Here is a 25,613-nt window from a genome sequence, read left to right on the forward strand (position 1 = left end):
AGGAAGTGGCGTATGGCTGGCCCGATTCAAGTAAACGAACGCATCGTTCTGTATGATATCATTCGAGGGTTTGCCCTATGCGGCATCTTCCTCGTCAACATCCCAAGCATGCTCGGGAGCGACTGGATTTTCGGTAATCCGATGTATGAGGGAAGCGACCTCTTCGTCCGGACGCTGTTCGATTTGTTCATCCAGACGAAGTTTTACACGATTTTCTCGCTCTTATTCGGAATCGGCTTCTCGATTTTCCTCGAGCGCTCGTATGCGCGCGGGGATTCGGTCGGCCGTTATATCCGCCGCATCGTCATCTTGTTTCTATTCGGACTCGCTCACCTGGCCATTTGGTCGGGTGACATCTTACATACGTATGCGATGTGGGGCTTGTTGCTCCCGTTGTTTTATGGATTAAGCAACCGGGCGATTTTAACGTGGGCATGGGGTTTGTTGATCACAAGCTTTGTATTGTTTTATGGCTCATCAATCTATCTGGAATGGGCATTAGGGTATACGTCTATTGCAGGACCATTCCCGACTGCATTCAATTCTGGATTCGGACCTTGGTTCGACTATCGCTTGGAAACTGAAATCTTCGATATGTTCGTCAACTCGTTGTTCGCCGGTTTTGAAATCTTCAGCCTGTTCTTGTTCGGACTTTATATCGGACGGGAACGGAAACTCCTCACGTGGAGCATCCGAGGATTGACACGGACGGCCATCATCTGTATGATAGCAGCCCTACCGTTCTTCGCAGTCATTATTTGGCATCACTACGGAGACGGCGCGGCATACGGTTCGACAAACTCAGCCGCCGTCCTCATCTCGGGCAAACTGCTTGCGACTGTGTACGTCTGTCTGTTCACGATCGCCGTTCGCAACGGACGTGCATTCCGTCCGCTGCAGGCGCTCGGCCGTATGGCGCTGACGAACTATTTGACGCACACGCTCGTCGTCGTCCTGCCGGTCATCGCTCTCGGCTACTACGGTCGCCTGTCGTTGACGGAAGGATTGTTCTTAAGTATCGCGATTTTGATTGCCCAGGCGTTCTTCTCGATGTGGTGGCTCAAATCGCATCGATACGGCCCGTTCGAGAAACTATGGCGCATTGGAACGTATGGTACACAGGCTAAATAATCATCAGACCGGACTTTCTTGTCCGGTCTTTTTTTATGCAGGTAGGAAATCCCAGAAACTCATGCTATCCTAATTGAGGAAAACGCTTGCATAAACAAGGAGGAACGTATGTCACAGTTAGCCATCGAGGTGAAAGGCCTCGTCAAACAATACAAAATCATGGAACGCGATGCCGGGCTAAAAGGCGCAATCAAGGCGCTCTTCACGCGGAAATATCGCATCAAAGAGGCCGTCAAAGGCATCGACCTCTCGATTGCGCCTGGTGAACGCGTCGGCTATATCGGCTTCAACGGCGCCGGTAAATCGACGACGATTAAAATGTTAGCGGGTGTATTGCGTCCTGATGCCGGCTCGGTCCACGTCTATGGAATCGACCCGCATGAAGAACGGGTCAAAAACGCTCGGCAAATCGGGGCCGTGTTCGGTCAGCGGACGCAGCTGTTCTGGGACATCCCGGTCCGCGAATCATTCGACTTGCTTTGCGAGATTTATGAAGTACCGCGTGACGAATTTCAAGAGACGGTCGCCTGGTTCATCGAACGGTTGCAACTTGAACCATTGCTCGACGTCCCGGTCCGCCAGTTATCGCTCGGACAAAAGATGCGCTGCGAGCTCGCCGCCGCCTTCTTACATCGCCCGCGCGTCGTCTATTTGGACGAACCGACAATCGGTCTCGATATCGACATCAAAGAGACGATTCGGGCGTTCATCCGTGAGATTAGCGATGCTTGGGGAACGACCGTCATCTTAACGACGCATGACATGCAAGACATCGAGGAAGTGTGTGACCGGGTCGTCGTGCTCGATGAGGGGCGAATCATCTATGACGACCGCATCGAGACCCTCAAGCAGACGTTCAATAACGAGCGTACGCTCGAAATCACACTCGACGAAGGAAGCACGTTCGAGTTGCCTCCGGCTGTGACAGGAAGCGTCATGCGACTCGAGACAGAGGATGAGACGATTCAGCTCGCCTTCAACCACCACGAGATCTCGAGCGGACAACTGATTCGTGAAATCGTCAACTGCAATCAAGTGAAAGACCTGTCCGTCGTCGTGCCGAAAATGGAGGCGCTCATCCGGAACTTGTATAAGACCGGGGTGAGCGCATGAGACTACGAAAATATATCGCGCTCGCCGTATCACAAATCAAAGTCGACATGGCGTATGCCGCTTGGTATTGGGCCAGTATGTTCTCAGTGACGATGCGCTTGTTCATCCTTTATTTCTTTTGGCAGGCCGTCTATGAGAATAAGACAGACGTCTCGGGGATTGCGCTCTCGACGATGTTGACGTATGCCATCCTCGCGACGATGCTAGACCAATTTCGCGGCAGTGCCGGCCGTGAGCTCGCCCATCTGATTAAACATGGTGGTGTCGCCATCGAGTTGTTGCGTCCGTATCACTTGCTCGATAAATTGCTCGCCCAAGACCTCGGTGCCAAGACATCGACGTTCTTTCGGGCGACGTTGCCGCTCCTCGTCATCGCGATGGTGTTCATCGGTGTCGATTCGCCGACATCGATGGAGGCCGCGTCCGCTTTCGCCGTCAGTGTCGTGCTCGCCGTCCTGCTCGCGACGTTAATCGATCTGCTTGTCGGGGTGTTATCATTTTACACGGTCAACGTTTGGGGGCTGTCCGTCCTACAGGAAGCCGTCATCACTATCATGTCGGGCGCACTCGTGCCGTTGACGCTCTTCCCGGACTGGTTTCAAACGGTCAGCCTCTACTTGCCGTTCGCATCGCTCGTCTATGTCCCGGTCGCCATCTATACGGGTGAAATCACTGCATCCGGCATTTGGCCATCCATCCTCATCCAACTCGGATGGGTCGCGGCGTTCTTCATCTTCGTGCGTCTGTTGTTCGCCTATGCGGTTCGGAAAGTGACGGTGTTCGGAGGATGAAACGATACGCAAAACTATATTGGTTATATGCCAAAAATCATTTCAAAGTGATGATGGAATATCGGATGGACTTCTTGATTGGGGTCTTGTCCGTCTTTGGTCAACAGTTCGCCGCCCTCTTCTTTTTATCGATCGTGTTTCGTCATATCGAGTCACTGAATGGCTGGGGCTTTTATGAAATCTTATTCATCTACGGCATCGCCTTTCTAGGCCGGGCCATCCACCACATCTTCTTCGATAACTTATGGACGATTGGCTGGCAGTACATTCGGACGGGAAACTTGGACCGGATTCTCATGCGCCCGGTCAATCCGCTCTTTCAAATCATCGCCGAGCGTGTGCAACAAGACGGCTTTGGTCAGCTGTTGATTGGCGGAAGCGTCCTCTGGCTCGCCTCGAACGAGCTCGGCATGGTGTGGAATGTCATTGATTATCTCGTTTTGCTTGTCATGGTGCTCGCGAGCGGCATGATTTATATCGCCGTCAATCTGTTCTTCGCGACGTTCTCGTTTTGGATGATTGACAGTTTGCCTGTCGTCTTCGCTGTCTTCAGCTTGAGTGATTTCGCCCGCTATCCCATGACGATTTACTCGAAAGTCATCATGTTCGTGTTGACGTATGTGATTCCGTTTGGATTCACCGCGTTCTATCCGGCCATGTACTTTTTCGAGGGTCGCGGCTTCACACTGTTCGCACTGGCAACACCGTTCGTGGCTGCGTTCAGTCTCATCCTCGCCTATCGATTTTGGCTGTTCGGGCTTCGGTCGTTCGCCAGTACAGGGTCATAACTCCATGGAGAAAGGAATCATGACATGAACATCACGAAACAGTGGAATCAGGAAGATAGTGAATGGATTCGGCAGCGATTAATCGAATACAATTCAGCTCAACTTCCCGAAGAAATCAAACACCCCGTCCAACAAGTCAGCTTCATTATGAGAAATGAGGATGAAGACATCGTCGGTGGTGTGACGGGAACCATCTTTTGGCAGACGCTGCACGTCAACTTTTTATGGCTCGATGCGAGCGTTCGCGGGTTAGGATACGGAAAACAATTGATGCGTGACATCGAACAATTGGCCATCGACCAAGCCTGCAGACTGATTCAACTCGATACGTTCAGTTTTCAGGCACCGGAATTTTACATCGCCCTCGGCTATGAGGTCGTCGGTGTGATTCACGGCCATCCGACACCGGAGCACCAGCAGTATTACTTGAAAAAATCGCTAACTGTCTAATCGATCATCAAAAAAAGGCTCGAAGCAGATCAATCTGCTTCGAGCCTTTATCGTTTCTTAGTTCGTCGCCGCTGCTGTGAGCACCGGTACGATTTGCTTTTTACGTGAGACGACACCAGGGAGTGTCGCAAGACCATCGACCAATTTGACGTTGAACGCCTGCTCGAATAGATCCGTCTTCTTACCGACAACGAGTGCCTCCGAATCGTTCGTCAAGATGTTCGTGATGGCGAAGACAAACAAATCGAGTTCTTTGTCTAACATCTTCACGGCCATTGCCGCTTCGACTTCAGCTTTACGGCTCAACACATCGTTCGCGTCGACCGTGTTCACTTGAGCAATCTCAATGCGGTAGTCACCCATCGCAAACTCTTTCGCGTCGAGCGAGATGAGTTCTGGAATTGTCTTTTGGCTAAGGTCAGCTCCAGCTTTCAACATCTCAAGACCGTATGTCTCGATGTCTGTACCTGAGATAGCTGCGAGTTCTTTTGCCGCTTTGATATCCTCGTCCGTGCATGTCGGTGACTTGAACAAGAGCGAGTCCGAGATGATCGCCGATAGCATCAATCCTGCCATGTCAGGCGCGATTTCGACACCGTGCTCTTTATAGAGTTTGAGCAAAATCGTCGCCGTGCATCCGACCGGCTCCGCCCGATAGTAGAGGGCATCTGCTGTTTGGAAGTTGGCGATACGGTGGTGATCGACGACTTCAAGGATGCGCACGTCTGCGATGTCTTCCGCACTTTGTTGGAACTCGTTATGGTCGACCAAGATGACCGAGTTCACTTCGTCTGAGACGCGTTCCACGAGGCGTGGTGCCTTGACGCGGAAGTGGTCGAGCGCATATTGCGTCTCCCCGTTCACTTCACCGAGGCGGATTGCCTCGGCGTCCATCCCTAACTTTTTCTTGAGCTCCGCGTAAGCGAGCGCCGAGCAAATCGTATCCGTATCTGGATTTTTATGTCCAAAGACTAGTACTGTACTCATCATACATTCTCCTCACTATGATAGTTTTCCCTTATCCATTATAACGTCTATACTCATTCTTTCAATTCCCAAACAAAAAGAGCCACTAGGGGCTCTTTACGCTTGTTCGTCTTCGTCCGTCTCTTCGAGGTCCGAATGATCCCCTTTTGAATCTTCTTCGTGCGAAATATCCGGTTGGTCTCGTTTCAACTTCTCTTGTTCTTCTTGTTCACGCTTTTTATCTTGTTCTGACATCTGTCTCATCCTTTCGGTTTTGTCATGTCGTAGACTGTTCCCCGAGCTGGATGGCTTCAAACGGATGTATTCTTTCTGTTAACAAACTGTGATGTCACGCTTGAACGAAGACGACCTCGTCGCCTCGAATCTCGACGTTGACGTCTTGTCCTTGGAATAACCACTCATCCTGTTCAGCCACGACGAAGCGAATCCCGTCCGCTTCCGTTTCGACCGCCGCGTTGTCGATATCTTCTGTGATGACCCCCACTGAGAAACCGTGCGTCAAATCGGTCGAACCCCCATATTTAGCGAATAAACGCACCGTCTGGCCTGCCTCGACCTCCATCTCATCTTTAAAAAATTGGAGTGCTTCTTCTGTCACGTTAATCTTCATCTGTCATCCTCCTCTCGACTTCTGTCTCCATTCTAATCGTTTCAGAAAAACCGAGCGAGGAAGTTGCTTAAAGGGTCGTACCCGGCAAATACGTGACGGTTAAACTATTTGTGACTGAAGCCCCACCGCTCATCTCCTCGAACGTCACATCGAACAACGTCCGTCCGATGTCTTCATTTGGCGAGTACATCGTCGACAGACCGAACGCCTGACCGATCGGATGACCATCGAAGCCCAGGATGGCGACTTCATCGGGGATGCTGACACCGCGACGGCGTAATTCCCCTAAAAAACCGAGCGCCACATAATCCGACGAGAAAAAGAGCGCTCGAGGACGCTCTTGTTGACGCAGAAACGCATCGGCCAGTCCGATTCCGTCCTCGCTCGTCAAGTAACCGGTCCAGACCCACCGCTCACGCGCAAGTTCGACTTCATCGAAGTACGCTTGCTGACGCGCGATCGAGCTTGGACTGTCTTGTCTTGACAACACGATGCCGATTTCGGCATATCCCGCTTGCGCCAACACGCGCAAACCGGCGACGAACGCGGTGTAATGATCGACGTGGACCGAAGAAATCGTCTGCGGCGCTCCGACGGTCGCGACCGCAATCGGACCAAACTGTCTATACGTTTCCATCTCATCGAATGACATCGTATGGGATAACAGAATCGCCCCATCGACTTCACGGTGCTTCAATAAATCAAGCGCTTGCCGCTCTTGGTCGAGTTGATATTCTGTCTGCCACATGACGAGTCGATAATCTCTTTGGAGGGCAGCTTTCGCGAGCCCGTTGACGAACAGTCCATAATACGGATGATCCAAATACGGCAACACGACGACGAAACGCTGTGTGCGACCGGTCGATAACGTCAGCGCCTGCTGATTCCGTAAATAGCCAAGTTCGGCCATCGCCCGTCGCACCCGTTCCCGCTTCTCTTTCGACACATACGGATGCTCATTGAGCACGCGCGATACCGTCGTCACGGATACGTCCGCATATTTCGCGATATCTCGGATGTTCGCCATTCCGCTTCACCTCAATCTGTCAGTCTTTGCATATAGTGTACCCACTCTGACTCCTGACTGTCACCTTTCGCAATCACTTGTTTCCGGATGGCTTGGACGAGACGAAACCGTTCTTCGACGGGTAGATGAAGAAACTCGTCTTGGAAACGGGCGCACAACATTCTTCCGAGCGGCGTATACAACTGATTGATGACGAGTTCGTAGACGATCCCACTACACCATGTCTTCCACGTTGTCGGATTCATGAGCTTTCCCTCCTTTGACTTAACCGTACAGTCTGAAACGCGTTTCAGAGCAAGTACTATTTTTATTTTGTCTATTTCCGAACATTCAGCGCTTACATGAGAATATTTTAGGTATTTTCACTCAAAATCATTGACGACAGCCAGCTCATTTTGTATAGTCATCAAGTTGATAACGTTAATTCGAAGATTGACGAACATTATTGTTCGGAAATTACTAATGATAGGGAGTTTTATTCATGAACTTTTTTCAATTGAAACAACATGGGACGAACGTTAAACAAGAAGTGATGGCCGGCATCACAACGTTCGTGACGATGGCATACATCTCCGTCGTCAACCCTGCGATTCTGTCAGATGCCGGCATCCCGTTCGCACAAGCGTTCACGGCGACCATCATCGCCATCTTGATTGGTACCGGACTCATGGCGTTCTACGCCAACCTCCCAATCGCCGTTGCACCAGGGATGGGACTGAACGCATTCTTCGCGTATACACTCGTCGCCCAGCAACAGATCACGCCGTCCGCTGCGCTCGGCGTCGTCTTCGTCTCATCAGTCTTCTTCTTGATTTTGTCGCTGTCACCGATTCGGACGAAACTGATTCAAGCCATCCCGGCGTCACTCAAGCATGCCATCACGACCGGTATCGGGTTGTTCATCGCCTCGCTCGGATTGAAGTTGTCAGGTCTCATCGTTGCGGATGAGGCGAACCTTGTCCGGCTCGGGGACTTGTCATCGCCGAGTGTCTTGCTCGTCCTCGGTGGCTTGATTGTCTCGGCGCTCTTGTTCTCTCGGAACGTCCCAGGGTCGCTCCTCATCGGGATGGTACTTACCGGAATCGCCGCCTATTTCATGGGTCTCTTGAAGATTGAAGGCGTGACGGCGATGCCGACATTGCCGGAAGGACTGATGGTCAATCCGCTCACGGCGTTCTCAGACGTCATCCAATACGGCTTGTTCGGTGCCGTCTTGTCATTCTTCCTCGTCACGTTATTCGATACGACGGGAACACTCGTCGGTGTCGGAAAACAGGCCAACCTGTTGAAAGAGGATGGGACGATTGAGAACGGTCACCGCGCCTTGTTCGCCGACTCGCTCGCGACGATGGGTGGCTCGCTCGTCGGGACGAGCCCATCGACGGCCTACATTGAATCAGCTGCCGGTGTCGCCCAAGGCGGACGGACCGGTCTCACGACAGCGGTCGTAGCCGGTTTGTTCGGACTGACTTTGTTCTTCAGCCCGCTCATCGGTGCCATCTCTGGTGTCGCCGCCATCACGGCGCCGGCGCTCATCATCGTCGGAGCACTCATGTTGACGAACGTCCGCTATATCGACTGGACGGACTTCAGCGAATACTTCCCGGCGTTCATGACGATTCTGATTATGCCGCTCTCGGGCAGTATCGAACGCGGGATTGCCTTCGGATTCATCCTGTACCCAATCTTTAAAGCGATGAACAAAGAGACGGTCCACCCGCTCATCTACTTGTTCGGCGCGCTATTCATCTTGGAAATGTTTTTCTTATAAGTTAAATTCGAACCCTCGTCGACCAACGAGGGTTTTTCTGTTATTCAGCACGGGAACACTGTCGTATATCAGTTCTAGCCTGAATCTTGATTCATTATCATTTAGTTCTCAATTAGGTAGGATTTTACATTTATTTGAGAGATTCGTCCCATTTTTCTGTTTTGTGGCTATTTGTTATGGAATAATAACTGTGAAACCGTTTACGAATAAAACTATGAACAGGAAAGAAGGAATGGACATGCCTAAAGTGGCACTGTTCGTCACTTGTCTCTCTGATACGTTGTTCCCATCGGTAGGACAAGCGACGGTCGAACTATTAGAACATCTAGGTTGTGACGTCAGTTTCCCGTTTGAGCAGACGTGTTGCGGTCAGCCCGCCTATAACAGCGGCTACCATGAAGAGACGAAGAAGATTGCGAAGCATATGATTGAGACGTTCGAGAAGGCCGATGCCGATTATATCGTCGGCCCGTCCGGTTCATGTGTCATGATGATGCGCGACTATCCGCACTTGTTCAAAGATGACCTGGCTTGGAAGATGCGGGCCGAGGCCCATGCGGCGAAGACGTTCGAATTGACGCAGTTCATCGTCGACGTGCTCGAAGTGACGGACGTCGGGGCCAAGTTCTCCGCCAAGGCGACGTACCACGCCTCGTGCCACATGACGCGCCTGCTCGGCATCGAGGCCGCACCGGGGCAGTTGCTCAAAAATGTCGACGGCTTGACGATGCTCCCGCTCGACAATGTCCACAACTGTTGCGGCTTCGGGGGGACATTCTCCGTCAAGATGCCAGATGTCTCGGTGCAGATGGTCGATGAGAAAGTTGAATCGATCTTGAACTCGGGGGCCGAGGTGCTCATCGGGGCGGACGCCTCGTGTTTGATGAATATCGGGGGACGCCTGCATAAACAAGGTCATCCGATCAAAGTGATGCATATCGCGGAAGTGTTGAACGAAGGGGTGAAACAAGCATGAGCATGGGGATTCGGTTAGATGAGAAGTTTCAAGATCGACGCAAAGACGGGATTGATAATCCATTCATGCGCCAAGCCGTAAGTTCGGCCCAGAACCGATTACGTGACGGAAGGCTGAACGCGGCAGGTGAGCTTGGGGATTGGGAAGCGTTTCGGGACCATTCGGAAGAGATTCGCCAACATGTGCTCGAACATCTTGACTATTACTTGTATCAATTGAGCGAGAATATCTCCAAACGGGGCGGCAACGTCTTTTTCGCCGAGACGCCGGAAGAAGCGAACCGTTACATCCGGGAAGTCGTTCGCGCCAAGAATGCCAAGCACATCGTCAAATCGAAATCGATGGTAACAGAAGAAATCGAGTTGAATGAGGCGCTCCATGAGGAAGGATGCACGGTCGTCGAGTCCGATCTCGGGGAATGGATTCTGCAGCTCGACAACGATCCACCGTCGCACATCGTCGCCCCGGCCTTGCACAAAGACCGAAACGCCGTCCACGAGACGTTCACGGCCCACGGCTATGAAGGATCGAACGACCCGACCGAGCTCGGGCGTTATGCTCGCCGTGAGTTGCGGAAAGACTTTTTGAAAGCAGAAGTCGGCATCACGGGCTGTAACTTCGCCATCGCCGAGAGCGGTGCCGTCGGGCTCGTGACGAACGAAGGGAACGGTCGCATGGTGACGTCGCTTCCGGACACGGTCATCTCGGTCATGGGCATGGAACGGATCGTGCCATCGTATGAAGAGTTCGAGGTGCTCGTCAATATGCTATGTCGGAGCGCCGTCGGTCAACGACTCACCTCGTACATCACGACGTTCGCTGGCACGCGCGGTCACGGCGAAGTCGATGGACCAGAGGAGTTCCATCTCGTCATCGTCGACAACAAACGCTCTGGTATCCTCGGCACACAGTTCCAGTCTGTGCTCCAATGCATCCGCTGTGCGGCCTGTATCAATGTATGCCCAGTCTACCGCCATATCGGTGGTCACGCCTACGGCTCGATTTATCCGGGCCCGATCGGTGCCGTGCTCGCCCCGCTCCTCGATGGATACGAGAATTATAAAGAATTGCCATACGCCTCGAGCCTATGCGGTGCCTGTACGGAAGCCTGTCCGGTCAAAATCCCGCTTCACGAGCTGTTGATTGAGCATCGCCGGGTGATCGTCGAAGAGAAGAAACAATCACCGTTCGTCGAGCGCATCGCCATGAAAGGCTTCGCCGTCACGTCCTCAAGTCCGTTCTTATTTGAAGCGGCCGAACACATCGCCCCTTATGCGTCGTCGCCGTTCACGAAAGCGGGACAAATCGATAAAGGGTTACCGGCATGGACGGATTCGAAAGACTTACCGCAACCGGCTAAACAGACGGTGCGGGATTGGTTCAAGAAACGGGGGAATGCAGAATGAATCCAGGCACAATCACCAATCGCGAGGATTTTCTAAAACGGATCGCGGGGCAACTCGGACGTGACGTCGACTTGACGCCGCCGAAACGAGTATACAAGTACCGGCCGCAAGACGAGGTGTTGAAAGACGCGTCAGACGAGGAACTGCTCGAGACGTTCCGTATGGTCGCGACGCGCATCCACACCGACGTCGTTGAATGCGAGTCGGCCAACCTCGATGATACGCTCCGTCTGTTAATTGATCGGTATGAAGGGAAAGCCATCATCGCTGAACATGACGACCGGATTCAGGCGTGGGCCCCAAACACGAGCGAATCGTTTGACTGGTGGGATGTGGAGCGACCGGAAGACAGCCGTTCCCTCGCCATAAAAGCCGATATCGGCATCACGATTGCCGACCAGGCCCTCGCCGAGAGTGCAACCATCGTTCAATACGCAGCACCCGGCAAGTCACGTACAATCAGCCTATTGCCGCGCGACCATATCGCCATCATCCCGAAATCGGTGCTCGTCCCGCGGATGACGCAGGCGGCCAAACAACTAGCCGACCTCGACCGCTCCGGTGAGCTCAACTCGCCGAACGGGGTCAACTTCATCTCAGGTCCATCGAACTCGGCCGATATCGAGATGAATTTGATTGTTGGGGTGCACGGACCGGTCCGTGTCGCCTACTTGCTTGTCCACGATCTGTAAACAAAAAGACTCGCGCGTGAATAGCTCACGCGCGAGTCTTTTTCATGCTTATTCGACGGTGATGCTCCCGTTCGAGCTCGTCAGTTTGAGTTCGACCGTCCCGTCCCCGAACGTCCGCTCGTTCGCCCGGTCGCCGAACAGTTCGACTTTGCCGTTTCTCGTCTTGGCCCGGATGACGGCGTCACGCGGATCTCGCTTCAGACGCACATCGATGCGTCCGTTGTTCGTTTTCAGACGGACCGGATGCTCGAGCACATCTATGACACAGTCGATGCGTCCGTTCGATGTCTTCGCCTCGACTGCCCCTGTCACGTCATGGATATCGAGACGGCCGTTCGACGACTGAACCTCGAGACGATCCACAGTCGAGCCAAGCACTTCCACGCGTCCGTTCGACGATTGCGCGTCAAGGTCCTGCCCTGTCATCGACGTGAGACTGACTTTCCCGTTCGAAGAGCGGAACGAGCCTCGCTTGGCGCTAACAGTATGGGCCGTGATGCTCCCGTTCTCACTCTCAACTTCGACCGATGCGGCCTCGAGATTGCGCACGTCACAGGAGCCGAGACGATTTTTCAAGACGACTTGCTCATATGCATGGCGTGGTAACTCGACGTGTAATACCGGTGCCTTGGTCACCGCCCAGGCGAACAAGTTCGACAGACCAAACCGGCGCTCTGATTCGATTCGAATCTCCAGGGTGTCCCCGACAATCTCCATCGTCACCCCGTGGTCTCGTTCCGTCTCGAGCGTGGCGTAGGCAAAGCCGTCATGAGACGGCACGACTTGGACGTGCGCTTGCAGGACGTTAATCGAGACGTTGCGAAACGCCACGTTCTGGCTTTTGACAACGGCCGGTTCTTTGCGTACCTCAGACGAGAGCTCGTTTGATTCGAGCAACTCGCTCGCGAGCGCGCTTGGCGCCCCGAGTTCTTCAATCATCGCCGCATCTGTCTTCCCGTCAACCCGTCCGCTCGCAAAGTATTCCGACACATCCCGTAAAATATCGACCCGCTCGATGACGCTCATGCCCATCAGTAACCGTTCGAGTTCCAATAAATACTGTTCTTCTGTCATTTGTCCGTTCCCCCTTCAATCAATTCGTTGACACCGGTCGTGAACGCTTCCCATTCCGCACGTAGTTCTGCCAAATGAGCTTTCCCCTGCTCTGTGATCGTGTAGTACTTTCGCGGTGGTCCTTCTGCCGACTCCTTTAAGTACGTTGTGAAATACCCGTCCGAGGTGAGTCGCCGCAGGAGCGGATAGACGGCCCCTTCCGAGATGGCGACTTTTGCCGAGATGGCTTGCACGAGCTCGTATCCGTAACGGTCATGCGTCTCGACGAGCGCGAGCACGCACAAATTGAGCACGCCTTTCTTGAACTGAGGATTCATTTCCTCGCCTCCTCTACTATATATTAAACAATAGCTCATCATTCACTATTATTCAATAGATAATAGTTAAATTTCCGCTTATTTCTTGATTGGTGGAAACAACTGGTTTAAATCTGTACAATGAAGGAACGACACTCGTAGGATATTTGTCATAGTAGGAATGTACGCAGTTCCAGAAAGGAACGGTCTTTATGAAAGCATGGATTGACCAGCGGATCGGAAGACAGTTTTTATTCGTCTTCTATTTATTCATCGGACTGATCCTCCTGACCTCACTCGCCGTGTACATGTATACGGAAAACCGAATCGAACAGACGACGTCATCGCTCGAGAACATTAGTGAACGTCGCACGAACGCGACCGAACTATTCGAGACGTGGCAGTCGATGCAATATGAAATGCGTGGCTATGTCATCCTCGGCGACGAGGCGATGCTCGCCCGCGTGAAAGAAAAACAAGACTTAATTGAGATTCAGACCGCATGGTTCGAGACGAACGCGGTCACTGAAAAAGAGAAGACGTATGCCAGCGACGCACGGACACTATTCTCGGCTTATCAACAACGCGTCATGCCGAGCCTAGAGCGATATGTCATCGCCAAACGCGAAGGGACGGTCACCGAACCGTTCTTGAAAATGCCGACACTTGGCAAAGTGACGCCGCAAGCGGAACCGCCTGCCGACCGCAAATTCAAAATCAACTCGAAAAGTGCCGCTGACATGAGCGCGAGCATCGTCGATATGGAGACGGTGTTCACCGAATACCGCAACTCGTTGAATGAAGAAGAGAATCAGTTGCGGGAGCAACTCGCCACTCATACAAAGTGGGCGCAAGTGCTCTGGCTCCTCTCCCTCCTCGCCGTGTTGCTCGTCCTCTTTATCGCTGCTCGCCCTTATGTGAAACGATTGACCGGTCAACTGCAGAACTTGATTATCAACAGTGATCGACTGGCGGATGAACGGATCATTCCGATTCCAGCGGCTGTCTCTTCGCGAAACGAGGTCGGACAATTGACGAACTCATTCCGTCAAATGGCCTCTTCGCTCGCGACACAACGCAACCAAGTCGAGGAAGAACGTGAGAAGACGGCGCGCCTCCTGCACTCGATTCGTGATGCGGTCATTTATGTCGAGCATACGACACATGAGAAGTTCGCCAACCAGGCCCTCTTCATCATGTTCAATCAAGCCGCCACGAAACGGAGCGAGATGGACTTGTATCGCTTGGATGCTGATTTAGAGGAACTCGGTCTTCAAGTCGATCAGAAAGACTCGTTCTTCTCATTCATGCGCCGTGCGTTTGATGGCGAGAGTATGGAAGAAAGTGTGACGTTCTCGATGAATCAAGAAGAACGCTTCATCCAGATGTATGCCGAGAAAATCCACTTGCGTGGCACCCGTCATGGCACGATGCTCGTCTTCCGGGATGTGACGCAAGAGACCGAAGTCGACCGCTTGAAAACGGAACTCGTGTCGACCGTCTCGCACGAACTGCGCACACCGCTCACGAGCATCATCGGCTTCACCGAGCTGCTTCGCTATCGGACGATGCCTGCTGAGCGAATCGATCAATATTTAGGGATGATTCACCAAGAGACGCTCCGTCTCGAGGACTTGATTTCCAACTTGCTCGACGTGCAACGGATGGAATCCGGTAAACAGACGTACCATAGCCGACCTGAGAGTTTGCATACGATTTTGAAAGAGACGATCGCCATCCATCAAGGCGCGAGCGAACATCATCAGCTCGCCCTCGAATGTGATACGAATCTGTATGTATACGGTGATCGGGATCGCCTGAGTCAACTGTTCACGAACTTGCTCCACAACGCGATCAAATATTCACCAGAAGGCGGAAAAGTCGCCGTCTGTGTCACGAATGACAAGTCCGATGTCATCGAGATTTCGATTCAGGACACCGGCATCGGCATTCCGACGTCGGCGCTGCCGAAACTGTTCGACAAGTTTTATCGCGTCGACAACTCGGCCAGTCGTAAAATCGGTGGCACGGGCCTCGGCCTCGCCATCTGTAAAGAAATTGCCGAAGGACACGGCGGAACGATTCGCGTCGATTCGAGCGTCGGCCACGGCTCGACATTCACCATCATCTTGCCGAAATACGCGGCGGAAGATCAACTAAGCAGTTAATAGACAAAGGGAGACGCCGCTTGACGCGGAGCCTCCCTTTTATCATTGCACTTTATTTTCAGGACCGAATGATGGATAGAGCGACAAGCCCCCGTCCGCGAAAATCGTCGCGCCGGTGACGTATGATGACTCGTCTGAAGCAAGCCATGCCGCAACGGCCGCAATCTGTTCCGGACGACCAATCTCATGAGTCGGGATGAGCGCCTCGAGCCCTTTCTTCTCTTCAGGGTCTTGCATCGTCTCTTCATTGATTGGTGTGTCGATGGCGCCTGGTGCGATGCCATTGACACGAATTTTGTTCGGTGCGTACTCGAGGGCGACCGATTTCGTGAACATCTTCACGCCACCTTTACTCGCCGCATAATGCGTATAGCCTGGACGTGGAATCACTTCGTGCACCGATGACATGTTGATGATGTTCCCTTGAATCTCATGGTCGACAAAGTATTTGAGGGCGGCACGTACACCGAGGAACGTTCCCGTCAAATTCGTGTCGATGATTTTCTTCCAGTTATCGAGTTCCATCTCGTGCGTCTTCGCCTCGACCTGTACGCCGGCATTGTTGACGAAAATGTCCATCTTCCCGAACTCCGATACGGCCGTTTCAATCATCTTCTCGGCGAGACCCTCTTCGGCGACGTCCCCTTTGACCGCGACCGCTTTCCCGCCAGCAGCCTCGATGCCTTCAATGACCTTGTTCATCTCGTCCTCGCTGCTACGATAATTCAAGACGACATGAACCCCTTCCTTCGCATATCGTTCCGCGATGGCGCGCCCGAGTCCTTTCGAACTCCCGGTGATGACCGCGACTTTTCCTTTTAGTTCTGGATAGTTAGCCATATCAATTCCTCCTTCGTCTCTTCTCGATTTGTAGTTCCCTCATTCCCCTCTTGTCGAAACCTTTCCGCCTGTTTTTTGAATATTTTTGGTAAATCCACTATACTGAAACAAACTATTCGTTTTCAGGGATTCTCCTGAACGACATACGACTTAACGTTAATGGAGGTGACTCCCCGATTTTTGGGGGAATTTTTGGACAGTCCCATGTTACTCAGCTTATTGATCGTCGCCTTGCTCATTTTTATGACCGCCTTTTTCGTGGCGGCTGAATTCTCCATCGTTAAAGTGCGCGGTGCCCGACTCGACCAACTCGTGCTCGAAGGGAACCGACGGGCCTCTGTCGCCAAGAAAGTGATTGAGAATCTCGATGACTCGCTATCGGCCTCACAGTTTGGCATCACACTCGCCGCCCTCGGGCTAGGCTGGATTGGTGCGGACCAAATCGAAGGGATGATTCAACCGCTCGTCGACCGCTTGAACGTCTCATCGTCGCTCGCGACCATCCTATCTTTCTTGATTGCCTTCTTGCTGATTGCCTTCTTACACGTCGTCATTGGGGAACTCGTCCCGAAAACGCTTGCTGTGCATGAAGCCGAACGCTTGACGTTACTCGTCGCCCGACCGCTCTATTTCTTCACGAAATTACTGTATCCGTTTATCCATGTGTTGAACGGGACGGCCCGGTTGACGTTGCGCTTGTTCGGCGTGCAGACGACCGCGCAAGAGACGGCGCACTCGGAAGAAGAACTTAAGATCATCATGACCGAGAGCTTCCGCAGCGGAGAAATTAACGAGAATGAGCTCGCCTACGTTCAAAACATCTTCTCCTTCGACGAACGGATCGCCAAGGACGCGATGGTCCCACGAATGAACATGGTGACCATCGACGAAGAAGACTCGATTGAGACGATTATCGCTACCGTCCAAGAACATCAATACACCCGTTATCCGGTCACGCGTGATGGCGACCGCGATGACGTGCTTGGTTTCATCAATGCCAAACAATTATTCACCGCTCAACTCGTCAAAAGCGATGCCCCGTTCGAGACGTTCATTCATCAGCTGCCGCTCGTGACGGAATTCACACCGCTCCAAGAAGCGATGGTGAAAATGCAGAACGCGCGGACGATGATGTGTCTCGTCATCGATGAGTACGGCGGTACGGCCGGTCTTCTCACGATCGAGGACATCCTCGAGGAAATCGTCGGAGAGATTCGTGACGAGTTCGACCGTGACGAACAGGCTGAAATCACCGAGGTCACACCCGGTCATTACCGCTTGTCCGGTCTCGTCTTGACGCAAGAGATTGAAGAACGGTTCGGCATCGAAATCGAAGATGACGTCGATACAATCGGCGGCTTCGTCTTATCGCAAAAAGCGAATGCCCGCACCGGTGAACGGTTCGTCTTACCGGGCGAACATGAACTGATCGTCCGTGAAATCGACAATCACCGCGTCGTTTTCGTCGATTTGATTTTAGCCCATAAAGACGAGATTCAACCTGAACTCGACTGACTCAATGGACCGCCCTCCCCGATTTTTCGGGGAGGGCTTTTCGTGGAGCGGTCGAACTGTCGCTATATTTTCATGTCTTGTCGTGATATACTGCACATATGTTGCTAATTTGAGTGCGTGTCACTCATTGACACAACATCACCGAACAGTTCATCAATGTTCGGTCCAACAACTACAGAAAGAAGGTTACGCATGGAACGTAAACTATTTTTAATTGACGGAAACTCCATGCTGGCCAGTGCCTACTATGGTGCCGCCGCGAGCCGAACGAAAAAAGGACGCGAGGTATCTAAAAACGATCGGAGTGCCGTCATCGGTATGACCGGCCTCATCCGGACGATTCTACGCAGACATCGTCCGACTCATTTCGTCGTCGTGTGGGACGTCTCACGTGAAACATTATGGCGCCGCGAGCTCTATCCAGGCTATAAACGCCGTCGCCGCCAGACACCACCCGAGTTGAAAGCACAAATGGAACTCATGCGCCAATTGCTTGAAGAGAGCGGCATTCCGCAATATCAAGTCGAAGGCTATGAAGGTGAAGATTTGATTGCTCATATCGCTCGGAAGTTCAGCTGTAGCGCCCCTGTCGTCATTATGACGAAAGACAAGGACTTGCTTCAGCTCGTGAGCCCACGCATCACCGTCTGGCTTCAAACGCAAGAGCTGCAACAAATGCAGGCTCGTTGCGACATCAAAGACAATCGCCCGCTCCCGCTCAAGCGACATCTCGAGATTCGCCCTGAGGAGATTGCGGCATTGTACGAGGGATTGAAGCCAAAACAGCTCTCAGCAGTCAAAGCATTGACAGGAGACCGTTCAGACGGGATTCCACCTGTGGCCGGATTAGATGAAAGTCAATCGGTCCAGTTAATCAAACGCTTCGGTTCGCTCGATAAGCTCTATACGGCGCTCAGCGTCAAAGGCGATAAACGACAATTGATCAATGAAACGATCGCGGCACTGACGTCAGAAGAAGTGCCCCGTAACTTGAGACGCACACGTAAAAAGGCCGAGCGCAACATGGAGCTCGTCCGTCTCGATGTCACGGTGCCAGAACTTGAACACTTGAAACTCGCTCATCTTGAGCTCAGTATCAATTCAAAACGTGTCGAACAAGCGTATCAAAAGCGCGGCATTCGCCTCTCGTTTGATTCAAGTCAAAAGAAAATTTCAGCACGCTAAAAAAGCGCGGACATTAGTCCACGCTTTTTATATTGACCGTGATGCCGTCGTCATCGGTGAGCGACCATTCCGATGTCGTCCCGCCGAGTTCGCGATTCGTGGCCGTATCGACCAAGAGCGTCCACGCCTCCAGACCGGCCTCTTGTCCCATCGGCTGGCTTGGTCGGGCCCAGACGTTCGCGCCAATGTGGTGATGATACCCGTCGGCCGCTAAAAATAAGGCGCCCGGATACGAATCGGTCGTCACCTTGAAACCGAGACGATTTTGATAGAATAATTTTGCCGCTTCTAGGGAACGTACTTTGAAGTGGACATGCCCCATCGTCGTCCCGTTCGGAAGACCCGTGAACGGACGGTCGGCCGCCGCCTCGAGCATCGATTCATATTCAACTGGGTCCGTCGACATCTTCACATGACCGTTCGCTTCATATTCCCACTGCTCGCGGGGACGATCGGCATAGAGCTCGATGCCGTTACCTTCCGGGTCGCTCAAATAGAACGCCTCACTGACCAAATGATCTCCTTGTCCGACTTCAATCCGTTGTTCAATCAAATGACGAAGGATCCGTCCGAGTTCGACGCGGTTTGGCAATAGGATCGCCATATGGAACAAGCCAGCTGTTCGTGGATTTGGACGCACGCCGCTCACTTCATGTAAGACGACGAGCGCCATTTCCTTCGTTCCGAGCGTGACGCGATGTTCTGACGTCTCGAGTACATCCATTCCGATGACGCGCTCATAATATGTTTTCATCGTTTCTAAATCGCTGACGCGCAATGTGACGGCGCCGAGTTTAATGTTTGTTAAGTTCATCCTTGATCACCTCTTTCTCAGTATACCCGCTAAGTAGAATCGACAGAAGACGGCACAAAAAGGTGGTATAGTTACCTCAAGGATACTGTAGAGAGGAGTGAGACTGATGCCATTGATTTCAAGTTGCGAAGTCGATACCGCGCTCGAGCTGATCACGGGGAAATGGAAACCGTCGATTTTACTCGCGCTCATTAATGGGGACACGTTACGGTTCAGCGAATTGAAACGCTCGCTCCCAAATATCAGTCAAAAGATTTTGACGGCACAGCTTCGCGATTTAGAGGAGCAAGACATCATCATCCGCACCGTCTATCCCGAAGTTCCGCCTCGTGTGGACTATCGCTTGAGCGAGTATGGGAAGACGTTGATTCCGGTGCTCGAGACGATGAACGATTGGGGCATCCAACACGCAGAACGCATGCGTCAAAAATAATTGTCCACATGTGGATAACCCGTTTCCGCATTCCCACCTATCACTTATCCACAGGAGGCTCACATGATTCGTTATCCACAATTGACCGGACATCACTTCGGTGTGACGGCCCCTTCGTCTGGCGTTCCCGCTGAATTACATGGACTGCTCCATGAGGCCGAGGCGACATTCACCCGCCACGGGTTCACGCTCCAATTCGAGCCATCGGTCTGGACGCAAGACAAAGCAAAATCGGCACCAGCAGAAGTCCGGGCCGATGAATTGACCCGGTTGTTCCACAATGATGCAATCGATTTGATTATCCCGCCATGGGGCGGCGTCCTCTTGATTGAGTTGCTAGACGCTATCGACTGGGACGCGCTCCCACCGAAATGGATGCTTGGCTATTCGGACGTCAGCTTATTCCTATTCGTGTACACGCTCAAGACCGGTATCGCTTCGGCCCACGGGACGAACCTTGTCGACCTACGCGGCGAAGAATGGGACGCGACAAGCTCGCGTTGGCTCGATGTCGTATCAGCAAAAGAAGGCGAGACGGTCATCCAGCTCGCCTCGGAACAGTTCCAAAAAGAGTGGCAGCATGAGAACCCAAGCCCGCACGTCTATCATTTGACCGAACCGACGGAGTGGAAATCATTCGGTGGGACAGAGGCGACCGGACGACTGCTTGGCGGCTGTATCGATGTCTTGTTGCATACCATCGGCACACCATATGGAGATGTCGCCACGTTCCAACAGACCCATTTGGACGGGGAGCCGATTCTTTGGTATTTCGAGAACGCCGAGCTCGATGTTACGGCACTCAAACGGACCCTGCTTCAAATGAAGTGGGCCGGTTGGTTTGATCATACGTCTGGCATTTTGTTCGGGCGCAGTGCGGCCCAACAGCCCGTCCAAGGCTACACGGCAGAAGACGTGTATGCGGAACTGCAGTACTTGCTCGACGTCCCTGTCATTTACGATATCGACTGCGGGCACGTCCCGCCGCAAATGACACTCATCAACGGTGCCCACGCCTCGATTCAAGTCGAGGACGGCAAAGGGACACTCATTCAAACGTTCAAGGGCTGACGCGTCAGCCCTTGATTTTTTTGATGAGCGACATCAGATGGCTGCGGAAACGACCTTCCGGGAACAGACCCACTTCTCGTTCGATCAACGGGACCCATTCATCCCCACACCCGTGACTCGTTCCAATTAATAACCCTTCGAAATAAATCGCTTGATCGACAAATCCATGCTTCGACCATTGATCATGATGCTCCAACAGTTTCAAAAACGATTGCCGGGCTGCCTCTGTCTCACCGGTCAAGGCGAAATAGACACCTTTACTCATCTCGAACGCCGCGATGAATTCTGTATTTCCGTCTAGCAGTTGGTTCATGACCACAATCTGTTGATGGAGCAGCTCCGTCTTCCGATATTCAATCGCATAGAGCGCTTCCGTCATCGCCAAGCGTATTTTCATCGTCACGTCGTCCGTGAAATTCGTGTATTGTTTCGCTTTTTGCAGCGCATCGACAATCGCCGCTTCATCTTTCAAATAGAGGGCACAAATCGCAATCGTTCGATACACATCGTCGACCCGATAATACATTTTCGTTCGTTTCATATAATCGAGCGTGTCCTCGAGACGACGAATCGCGCCCGGTAAATCGTCGTCATACAACATATTTCGGAACACCATCAACATGCTGAATTCGACGCGGGTCTTCGTCTTCATGCTTCTCGAATCAATCAATTCAATCGTATCGATCCGTTCAATTGCCTCATCAAACCGATTCCACATAAGCAGATAAAACGCTTGGCTGATGCGGGCCATAATCAATTCTTCTTTCTCCTCGAGCCGCTCAAACACCGCGATTGCCCGATCATACCACTCCAACAGTTGTTGTTGATTCCCACTATAAAATACACTGTCCGCGAGTAACGTGTACGCCTTCCCTTGCCATACCGAGTTCATCTCAACGTCCACGTAAGGGAGGAGCGCCTTCTGAACGGCCTCGTCTTCCCATGAGTGGAGACCTCCTTGCGTATATTCAATCTCCTCGACGATTTTCTGTAAGTCCTCCTCGCGAGGATCGACGAGCAATGACTGTACCGACACGTCGAGTCGTTTCGCGATTTCACGAAGACTGCGCATCGACGTCTCTGCTTTGCCGTTCTCAATCATACTGAGCATCGATTTCGTGATGATGCCTTCAGCGAGCTGGCTTTGCGTCAGTTTTTTTTCTTTGCGTAACGCTTTAATCCGTTGTCCAATCATAGAGCACCTCTTAAAAGTTAAATTTAATTGAACTTATTGTATACAAATCGAGTGTCATCGTTTACTATAAAGTTAAATCAGATTGAACTTAACTGTAAAGGAGAATCGATATGACGACCACTTCATCAAACTTGTATGTATTATTGCTCGGAAAATTCATGTCGTTGTTTGCATCCAGTCTCTTCACGTTCGTCGCGGGACTGACGGTTCTGACGACGTCCGGTTCGGGACTACAGTTCGCACTCGTCTTGCTTGCCGGCACAGTGCCACGTGTCTTATTATCTCCGTTTGCTGGGGCGTTTGCCGACAAACTGGATCGCAAGCGCGTGATCATTACGATGGAGTCCGTGAACGCCTTATTATTTTTAGCTGCCGGCATCGCGAGTCTCGTCTGGACGTTCGGCGTTCCTGCTTTCTTGATTATCACATGTCTGCTCTCTGTCGTCTCGACTTTCTTATCCGTCACATTATCGAGTTCGATTCCATTCTTGTTCGACGAAGACGGACTCCAACGCGCCAATTCCCTCATTCAAAGTACCATCTCCATCTCAAGCATCGGCACGCCGCTGCTCGCCGGGGCACTGTTCACGTTACTTCCGGTATCAGCGTTTCTCTTCAGCTCGTCTCTCTTATTTATGATCGCCGCTCTTGTCGCCTCTCGTCTCCACTTTAAAGCGTACGACCATGTCCCCAGCGAGCAATCGACTTGGTCCGAGGTCCGGTCTGGCTTCCGCTACTTGAAACGCCAGCGCGTACTTTGGACGTTGACCCTCTTGGCCGCCTTGCTCAATTTCTTTTTTGTTGCCACCGAAGTGCTGTTCCCGATTGCCGCCCTACAAGAAATCGGCGTCAGCCCGCTTCAATTCGGATTTTTAGAAAGCATGTTCGCCGTCGGATTTTTAGTCGCCTCGCTCGCCCATGCATTGCCGGTCTTTCAAATCAAACATCGGCTAGCCACGACCCGAACCGCGCTGATCATTATGAGTTGCCTCTTTATCGGACCGGCCGTCCCGCTCTATTTCGACTTCTCAGTCACACCAGCTATCGTCTTCTTCGCTGGTTTCGCCTTATTAAGCGGGTTCTTCATCATCCGTGTCAATATCCCCATCCAGCTCTATTTACAGACGAACACGGAACCGAGTTATCTCGGTCGCGTGATTGGTGTCCTCGAATCCCTCGCGATGGGCATCACACCGTTCGGCTTCATCGTGTTTGGCCTATTAAGCGAATGGATGCCGGTCGCTTCACTCTATACGATTTGCATGCTCTGCCTGCTCACCATCACGTTGTTCGCGATGTATCGGATCCGTCACGACATCACTGCCGAAAAAGCCGCTGTGTCAGCGCAAGCAGAGAGTGCATGAACGCAAAAAAGACATCGAACCTCAATTCGATGTCTTTTCTGTAGATGGTAGGACTCGTTTCTCTAACAAGAACGGTCCGAACGGGATAACGGATGCCATAACCGCGAGGACCAACACTTTGAAGCCCCAGTTGAAACGCCATGCCATATAGACGGCTGCCGCCACATAAGCGACGAACAAGAAACCGTGGGCCGCGCCGACGATGCTGACGGCAAGCGGCATGCCCGCCAAGTACTTGAGCGGCATCGCGATGAGCAACAAGAGTAAGAAAGACATCCCCTCTGTGTATCCGAGCCATTTATAACGTGTTGCGTTCATATTCGTTCTCCTTTTCAATCGTTGCTACGTCCATCGTAGCCGAAAGAGGTGATGTTTGTCACAGGAGAACGTCATAAAGTCGTTATGCTATTTGACGATTTGGTGAACGATGTAGCACTTTCGTTTCAACAAACTTGCGTAAGAACAATCCGTCGACGCCAAGTTTACCAGCATTATAGCCGGCGACAAGAATGAGGACCGAGACAATCAACATCGTCGGGTTCGTGCTGACCGTGCCTGAGAGCAAGAACGCCATGTTCATGACGAGACCGAAGAAGGCGGCGCTACGTGTGAGGGCACCAACCAAGAGTCCAAGACCCACTAGGAATTCACCGTATGGGATCAACACATCGAACAAGGCAGCGTTCGGGATGGCGAAGTTTTCAAGGAATGCTGCCCACCAACCGGCTACAGCTGGGTGATCGCCTGTCGCCAGTGTCAGTGCGTTATTGAGGAAACCTTCTGAACCGAATCCGCCTGTGATCTTGCCCCAACCTGCTGTGAGCCAGTGATAGCCGAGCCAGACGCGAAGGACTGTCAAAATACCGGTGGCGACGTTGTGGTTCTGCCAAAATTTTGTGAACATGATAATTCCTCCTTAGAATGAGTGAATGATGACTTATATGTGATTACATTCACAATATACCATCCATGTTCATCTTTTCACATAGGTTAGGACAACAGTTCACGTTTCGTTCATATGTGTGTCACAGGTCAGTCACTTTTTGGAAATTGGTCAATTACAAAAGACGCCCACTCGGGACGTCTTTGTTTGAATTACAGGTTCACTTCTTGAGGCGGCTGTCCTTTTTTATTCATCACGCGCATCGATTGCGGCGAGATTTTTAAGATGACGAGTTTTGGATCATCTGGACCGTCGAACCAGCCTTCTAGTTTCTCGTTCCATACTTTTTCTTTCATCGATTCGTCATCGGATACCGTCGTCTCCCCCAAAATCTCGAGATATGTGTCCCCGACGCCATCGCCGTCATAGCCAATCAGAATATGCGTATACGGATTGTTCTTCAGTTCATCGACTTTATCCGTGTCTTTCGATGTTGCCGTGTAGAGTGTCAGCTCATCATGGAAAAAAGTCATATAACGGCTATGCGGCTTGCCTTTATAGACCGTCGCCATCGTGCCCACGTTACTATGATCTAAAATCTGTCTTGCCGTTTGCATTGCATCCATTCTGAAAAACCTCCTTGTGGTAGTCACTCGTATATTGATTCCCCTGGGACAAGTGATTAAACACGCGGACAACAAAAAACCTGCTCGCCGAAGCGAGCAGGTTATAAAATTCCTTAGAAAGGAAGATTAGATTTTTTCAACGTTAGAAGCTTGTGGTCCACGAGCTCCGTCAGTGATTTCGAAAGTTACTGCTTGGCCTTCTTCAAGTGTCTTGAAGCCGTCGCCTTGGATTGCTGAGAAGTGTACGAATACGTCGTCTCCGCCTTCCATTTCGATGAAGCCGTAACCTTTTTCTGAGTTAAACCATTTTACTTTACCTGTGTTCATAATGAACCCTCCTGAAATAAACGCTGTGCGTTCTAGTAGTGCCTTACTAGAAAAAACTGACCAATAAAAAATCACAAACC

The 25,613-nt window shown here is 51.8% G+C and carries 29 protein-coding genes; 15 read left to right on the plus strand and 14 right to left on the minus strand.

Going from position 1 to position 25,613, the window contains the following annotated elements; translation table 11 throughout:
• The first annotated feature begins 12 nt into the window (after positions 1–12).
• The 5 genes from KNP84_RS08940 (at position 13) to KNP84_RS08960 (ending at position 4,273) form a co-directional block, all read left to right on the plus strand.
• Entirely contained in the window at positions 13–1,131 is a 1,119-nt protein-coding gene (locus KNP84_RS08940) for a DUF418 domain-containing protein (RefSeq protein WP_215114644.1), read from the plus strand.
• 108 nt (positions 1,132–1,239) lie between these two features.
• On the plus strand, positions 1,240–2,244 hold the full coding sequence (locus KNP84_RS08945; RefSeq protein ID WP_215114645.1) for an ABC transporter ATP-binding protein: 1,005 nt from the start codon (positions 1,240–1,242) through the stop codon (positions 2,242–2,244).
• The gene (locus KNP84_RS08950; protein ID WP_215114646.1) at positions 2,241–3,035 is read left to right on the plus strand and encodes an ABC transporter permease; all 795 of its coding nucleotides are present in this window, start codon (positions 2,241–2,243) and stop codon (positions 3,033–3,035) included. The genes KNP84_RS08945 and KNP84_RS08950 overlap by 4 nt, the downstream gene beginning before the upstream one ends.
• Positions 3,032–3,823 carry an ABC transporter permease gene (locus KNP84_RS08955; RefSeq protein ID WP_021068079.1) on the plus strand — a complete coding sequence of 264 codons (792 nt, stop codon included), beginning with the start codon at positions 3,032–3,034 and terminating at the stop codon, positions 3,821–3,823. The genes KNP84_RS08950 and KNP84_RS08955 overlap by 4 nt, the downstream gene beginning before the upstream one ends.
• A 24-nt stretch (positions 3,824–3,847) precedes the next feature.
• Positions 3,848–4,273: a GNAT family N-acetyltransferase gene (locus KNP84_RS08960; RefSeq protein ID WP_215114647.1), complete on the plus strand. Its 426-nt coding sequence runs from the start codon at positions 3,848–3,850 to the stop codon at positions 4,271–4,273.
• A 57-nt stretch (positions 4,274–4,330) separates the two neighbouring features.
• On the opposite strand, the gene KNP84_RS08965 is transcribed toward KNP84_RS08960, so the two are convergent.
• The 5 genes from KNP84_RS08965 to KNP84_RS08985 all read right to left on the minus strand — a co-directional run bounded on the left by KNP84_RS08965 (position 4,331) and on the right by KNP84_RS08985 (position 7,142).
• Entirely contained in the window at positions 4,331–5,260 is a 930-nt protein-coding gene (locus KNP84_RS08965) for a manganese-dependent inorganic pyrophosphatase (RefSeq protein WP_021068077.1), read from the minus strand.
• Positions 5,261–5,356: 96 nt separating this feature from the next.
• Complete coding sequence (locus tag KNP84_RS08970; RefSeq protein ID WP_021068076.1) at positions 5,357–5,494, minus strand: hypothetical protein; 138 nt, start codon at positions 5,492–5,494, stop codon at positions 5,357–5,359.
• Between the two features lie 94 nt (positions 5,495–5,588).
• Positions 5,589–5,870 (minus strand): HesB/YadR/YfhF family protein, encoded by a 282-nt coding sequence (locus tag KNP84_RS08975; RefSeq protein WP_021068075.1) that lies wholly within the window; start codon positions 5,868–5,870, stop codon positions 5,589–5,591.
• A 67-nt stretch (positions 5,871–5,937) separates the two neighbouring features.
• Positions 5,938–6,897 (minus strand): LacI family DNA-binding transcriptional regulator, encoded by a 960-nt coding sequence (locus KNP84_RS08980; protein ID WP_214801566.1) that lies wholly within the window; start codon positions 6,895–6,897, stop codon positions 5,938–5,940.
• Between the two features lie 11 nt (positions 6,898–6,908).
• Complete coding sequence (locus KNP84_RS08985; protein WP_131471640.1) at positions 6,909–7,142, minus strand: hypothetical protein; 234 nt, start codon at positions 7,140–7,142, stop codon at positions 6,909–6,911.
• A gap of 236 nt (positions 7,143–7,378) precedes the next feature.
• Between KNP84_RS08985 and KNP84_RS08990 the strand changes: the two genes are divergently transcribed.
• The 4 genes from KNP84_RS08990 (at position 7,379) to KNP84_RS09005 (ending at position 11,742) form a co-directional block, all read left to right on the plus strand.
• Positions 7,379–8,668 (plus strand): NCS2 family permease, encoded by a 1,290-nt coding sequence (locus KNP84_RS08990; protein ID WP_131434651.1) that lies wholly within the window; start codon positions 7,379–7,381, stop codon positions 8,666–8,668.
• 238 nt (positions 8,669–8,906) lie between these two features.
• Positions 8,907–9,644 carry a (Fe-S)-binding protein gene (locus tag KNP84_RS08995; protein ID WP_029596292.1) on the plus strand — a complete coding sequence of 246 codons (738 nt, stop codon included), beginning with the start codon at positions 8,907–8,909 and terminating at the stop codon, positions 9,642–9,644.
• Between the two features lie 2 nt (positions 9,645–9,646).
• The gene (locus tag KNP84_RS09000) at positions 9,647–11,050 is read left to right on the plus strand and encodes a LutB/LldF family L-lactate oxidation iron-sulfur protein (protein ID WP_483299380.1); all 1,404 of its coding nucleotides are present in this window, start codon (positions 9,647–9,649) and stop codon (positions 11,048–11,050) included.
• Positions 11,047–11,742, plus strand: coding sequence for a LutC/YkgG family protein (locus KNP84_RS09005; protein ID WP_215114649.1), 696 nt, complete (start codon positions 11,047–11,049; stop codon positions 11,740–11,742). The genes KNP84_RS09000 and KNP84_RS09005 overlap by 4 nt, the downstream gene beginning before the upstream one ends.
• 48 nt (positions 11,743–11,790) lie before the next feature.
• Here the strand turns inward: KNP84_RS09005 and KNP84_RS09010 are convergent, their stop codons facing one another.
• Together KNP84_RS09010 and KNP84_RS09015 are read right to left on the minus strand one after the other, a co-directional pair.
• Complete coding sequence (locus KNP84_RS09010) at positions 11,791–12,816, minus strand: DUF4097 family beta strand repeat-containing protein (RefSeq protein WP_021068068.1); 1,026 nt, start codon at positions 12,814–12,816, stop codon at positions 11,791–11,793.
• Positions 12,813–13,133 (minus strand): PadR family transcriptional regulator, encoded by a 321-nt coding sequence (locus tag KNP84_RS09015; RefSeq protein WP_021068067.1) that lies wholly within the window; start codon positions 13,131–13,133, stop codon positions 12,813–12,815. The genes KNP84_RS09010 and KNP84_RS09015 overlap by 4 nt, the downstream gene beginning before the upstream one ends.
• A 191-nt stretch (positions 13,134–13,324) precedes the next feature.
• Between KNP84_RS09015 and KNP84_RS09020 the strand changes: the two genes are divergently transcribed.
• On the plus strand, positions 13,325–15,280 hold the full coding sequence (locus tag KNP84_RS09020) for a sensor histidine kinase (protein ID WP_215114650.1): 1,956 nt from the start codon (positions 13,325–13,327) through the stop codon (positions 15,278–15,280).
• A gap of 42 nt (positions 15,281–15,322) precedes the next feature.
• Here KNP84_RS09020 and KNP84_RS09025 read toward each other — a convergent pair whose 3' ends face one another.
• Positions 15,323–16,120, minus strand: a complete 798-nt coding sequence (locus tag KNP84_RS09025) for a glucose 1-dehydrogenase (RefSeq protein ID WP_029596296.1) — start codon at positions 16,118–16,120, stop codon at positions 15,323–15,325.
• A 204-nt stretch (positions 16,121–16,324) separates the two neighbouring features.
• On the opposite strand from KNP84_RS09025, the gene KNP84_RS09030 reads away from it, so the two are divergent.
• Together KNP84_RS09030 and KNP84_RS09035 are read left to right on the plus strand one after the other, a co-directional pair.
• Positions 16,325–17,635 carry a hemolysin family protein gene (locus KNP84_RS09030; protein WP_021068064.1) on the plus strand — a complete coding sequence of 437 codons (1,311 nt, stop codon included), beginning with the start codon at positions 16,325–16,327 and terminating at the stop codon, positions 17,633–17,635.
• A gap of 192 nt (positions 17,636–17,827) precedes the next feature.
• Positions 17,828–18,820 (plus strand): 5'-3' exonuclease, encoded by a 993-nt coding sequence (locus KNP84_RS09035; RefSeq protein ID WP_021068063.1) that lies wholly within the window; start codon positions 17,828–17,830, stop codon positions 18,818–18,820.
• A 13-nt stretch (positions 18,821–18,833) separates the two neighbouring features.
• On the opposite strand, the gene KNP84_RS09040 is transcribed toward KNP84_RS09035, so the two are convergent.
• The gene (locus KNP84_RS09040) at positions 18,834–19,634 is read right to left on the minus strand and encodes a VOC family protein (RefSeq protein WP_029596298.1); all 801 of its coding nucleotides are present in this window, start codon (positions 19,632–19,634) and stop codon (positions 18,834–18,836) included.
• A gap of 106 nt (positions 19,635–19,740) precedes the next feature.
• Between KNP84_RS09040 and KNP84_RS09045 the strand changes: the two genes are divergently transcribed.
• A complete protein-coding gene (locus tag KNP84_RS09045; protein WP_215114651.1) occupies positions 19,741–20,067 on the plus strand; it encodes a winged helix-turn-helix transcriptional regulator in 327 nt (108 codons plus the stop codon).
• Positions 20,068–20,130: 63 nt separating this feature from the next.
• Positions 20,131–21,138: a S66 family peptidase gene (locus KNP84_RS09050; RefSeq protein WP_215114652.1), complete on the plus strand. Its 1,008-nt coding sequence runs from the start codon at positions 20,131–20,133 to the stop codon at positions 21,136–21,138.
• Between the two features lie 4 nt (positions 21,139–21,142).
• Here the strand turns inward: KNP84_RS09050 and KNP84_RS09055 are convergent, their stop codons facing one another.
• On the minus strand, positions 21,143–22,333 hold the full coding sequence (locus KNP84_RS09055) for a helix-turn-helix domain-containing protein (protein WP_029596300.1): 1,191 nt from the start codon (positions 22,331–22,333) through the stop codon (positions 21,143–21,145).
• A gap of 110 nt (positions 22,334–22,443) precedes the next feature.
• Here KNP84_RS09055 and KNP84_RS09060 point away from each other — a divergent pair, with 110 nt between their 5' ends.
• Positions 22,444–23,697 carry an MFS transporter gene (locus tag KNP84_RS09060; protein ID WP_214715122.1) on the plus strand — a complete coding sequence of 418 codons (1,254 nt, stop codon included), beginning with the start codon at positions 22,444–22,446 and terminating at the stop codon, positions 23,695–23,697.
• A 21-nt stretch (positions 23,698–23,718) separates the two neighbouring features.
• Here the strand turns inward: KNP84_RS09060 and KNP84_RS09065 are convergent, their stop codons facing one another.
• From KNP84_RS09065 to KNP84_RS09080, 4 genes are all read right to left on the minus strand, one after another.
• A complete protein-coding gene (locus KNP84_RS09065) occupies positions 23,719–24,015 on the minus strand; it encodes a DUF3817 domain-containing protein (protein WP_215114653.1) in 297 nt (98 codons plus the stop codon).
• Between the two features lie 82 nt (positions 24,016–24,097).
• On the minus strand, positions 24,098–24,601 hold the full coding sequence (locus KNP84_RS09070) for a DoxX family protein (protein ID WP_214836741.1): 504 nt from the start codon (positions 24,599–24,601) through the stop codon (positions 24,098–24,100).
• A 191-nt stretch (positions 24,602–24,792) separates the two neighbouring features.
• Entirely contained in the window at positions 24,793–25,206 is a 414-nt protein-coding gene (locus KNP84_RS09075; RefSeq protein ID WP_021068055.1) for a pyridoxamine 5'-phosphate oxidase family protein, read from the minus strand.
• Between the two features lie 126 nt (positions 25,207–25,332).
• Positions 25,333–25,533, minus strand: coding sequence for a cold-shock protein (locus KNP84_RS09080; RefSeq protein WP_016507985.1), 201 nt, complete (start codon positions 25,531–25,533; stop codon positions 25,333–25,335).
• Positions 25,534–25,613 lie beyond the last annotated feature (80 nt).

It is taken from the genome of Exiguobacterium sp. s70, from assembly GCF_018618315.1.
GTDB lineage: Bacteria > Bacillota > Bacilli > Exiguobacteriales > Exiguobacteriaceae > Exiguobacterium > Exiguobacterium chiriqhucha.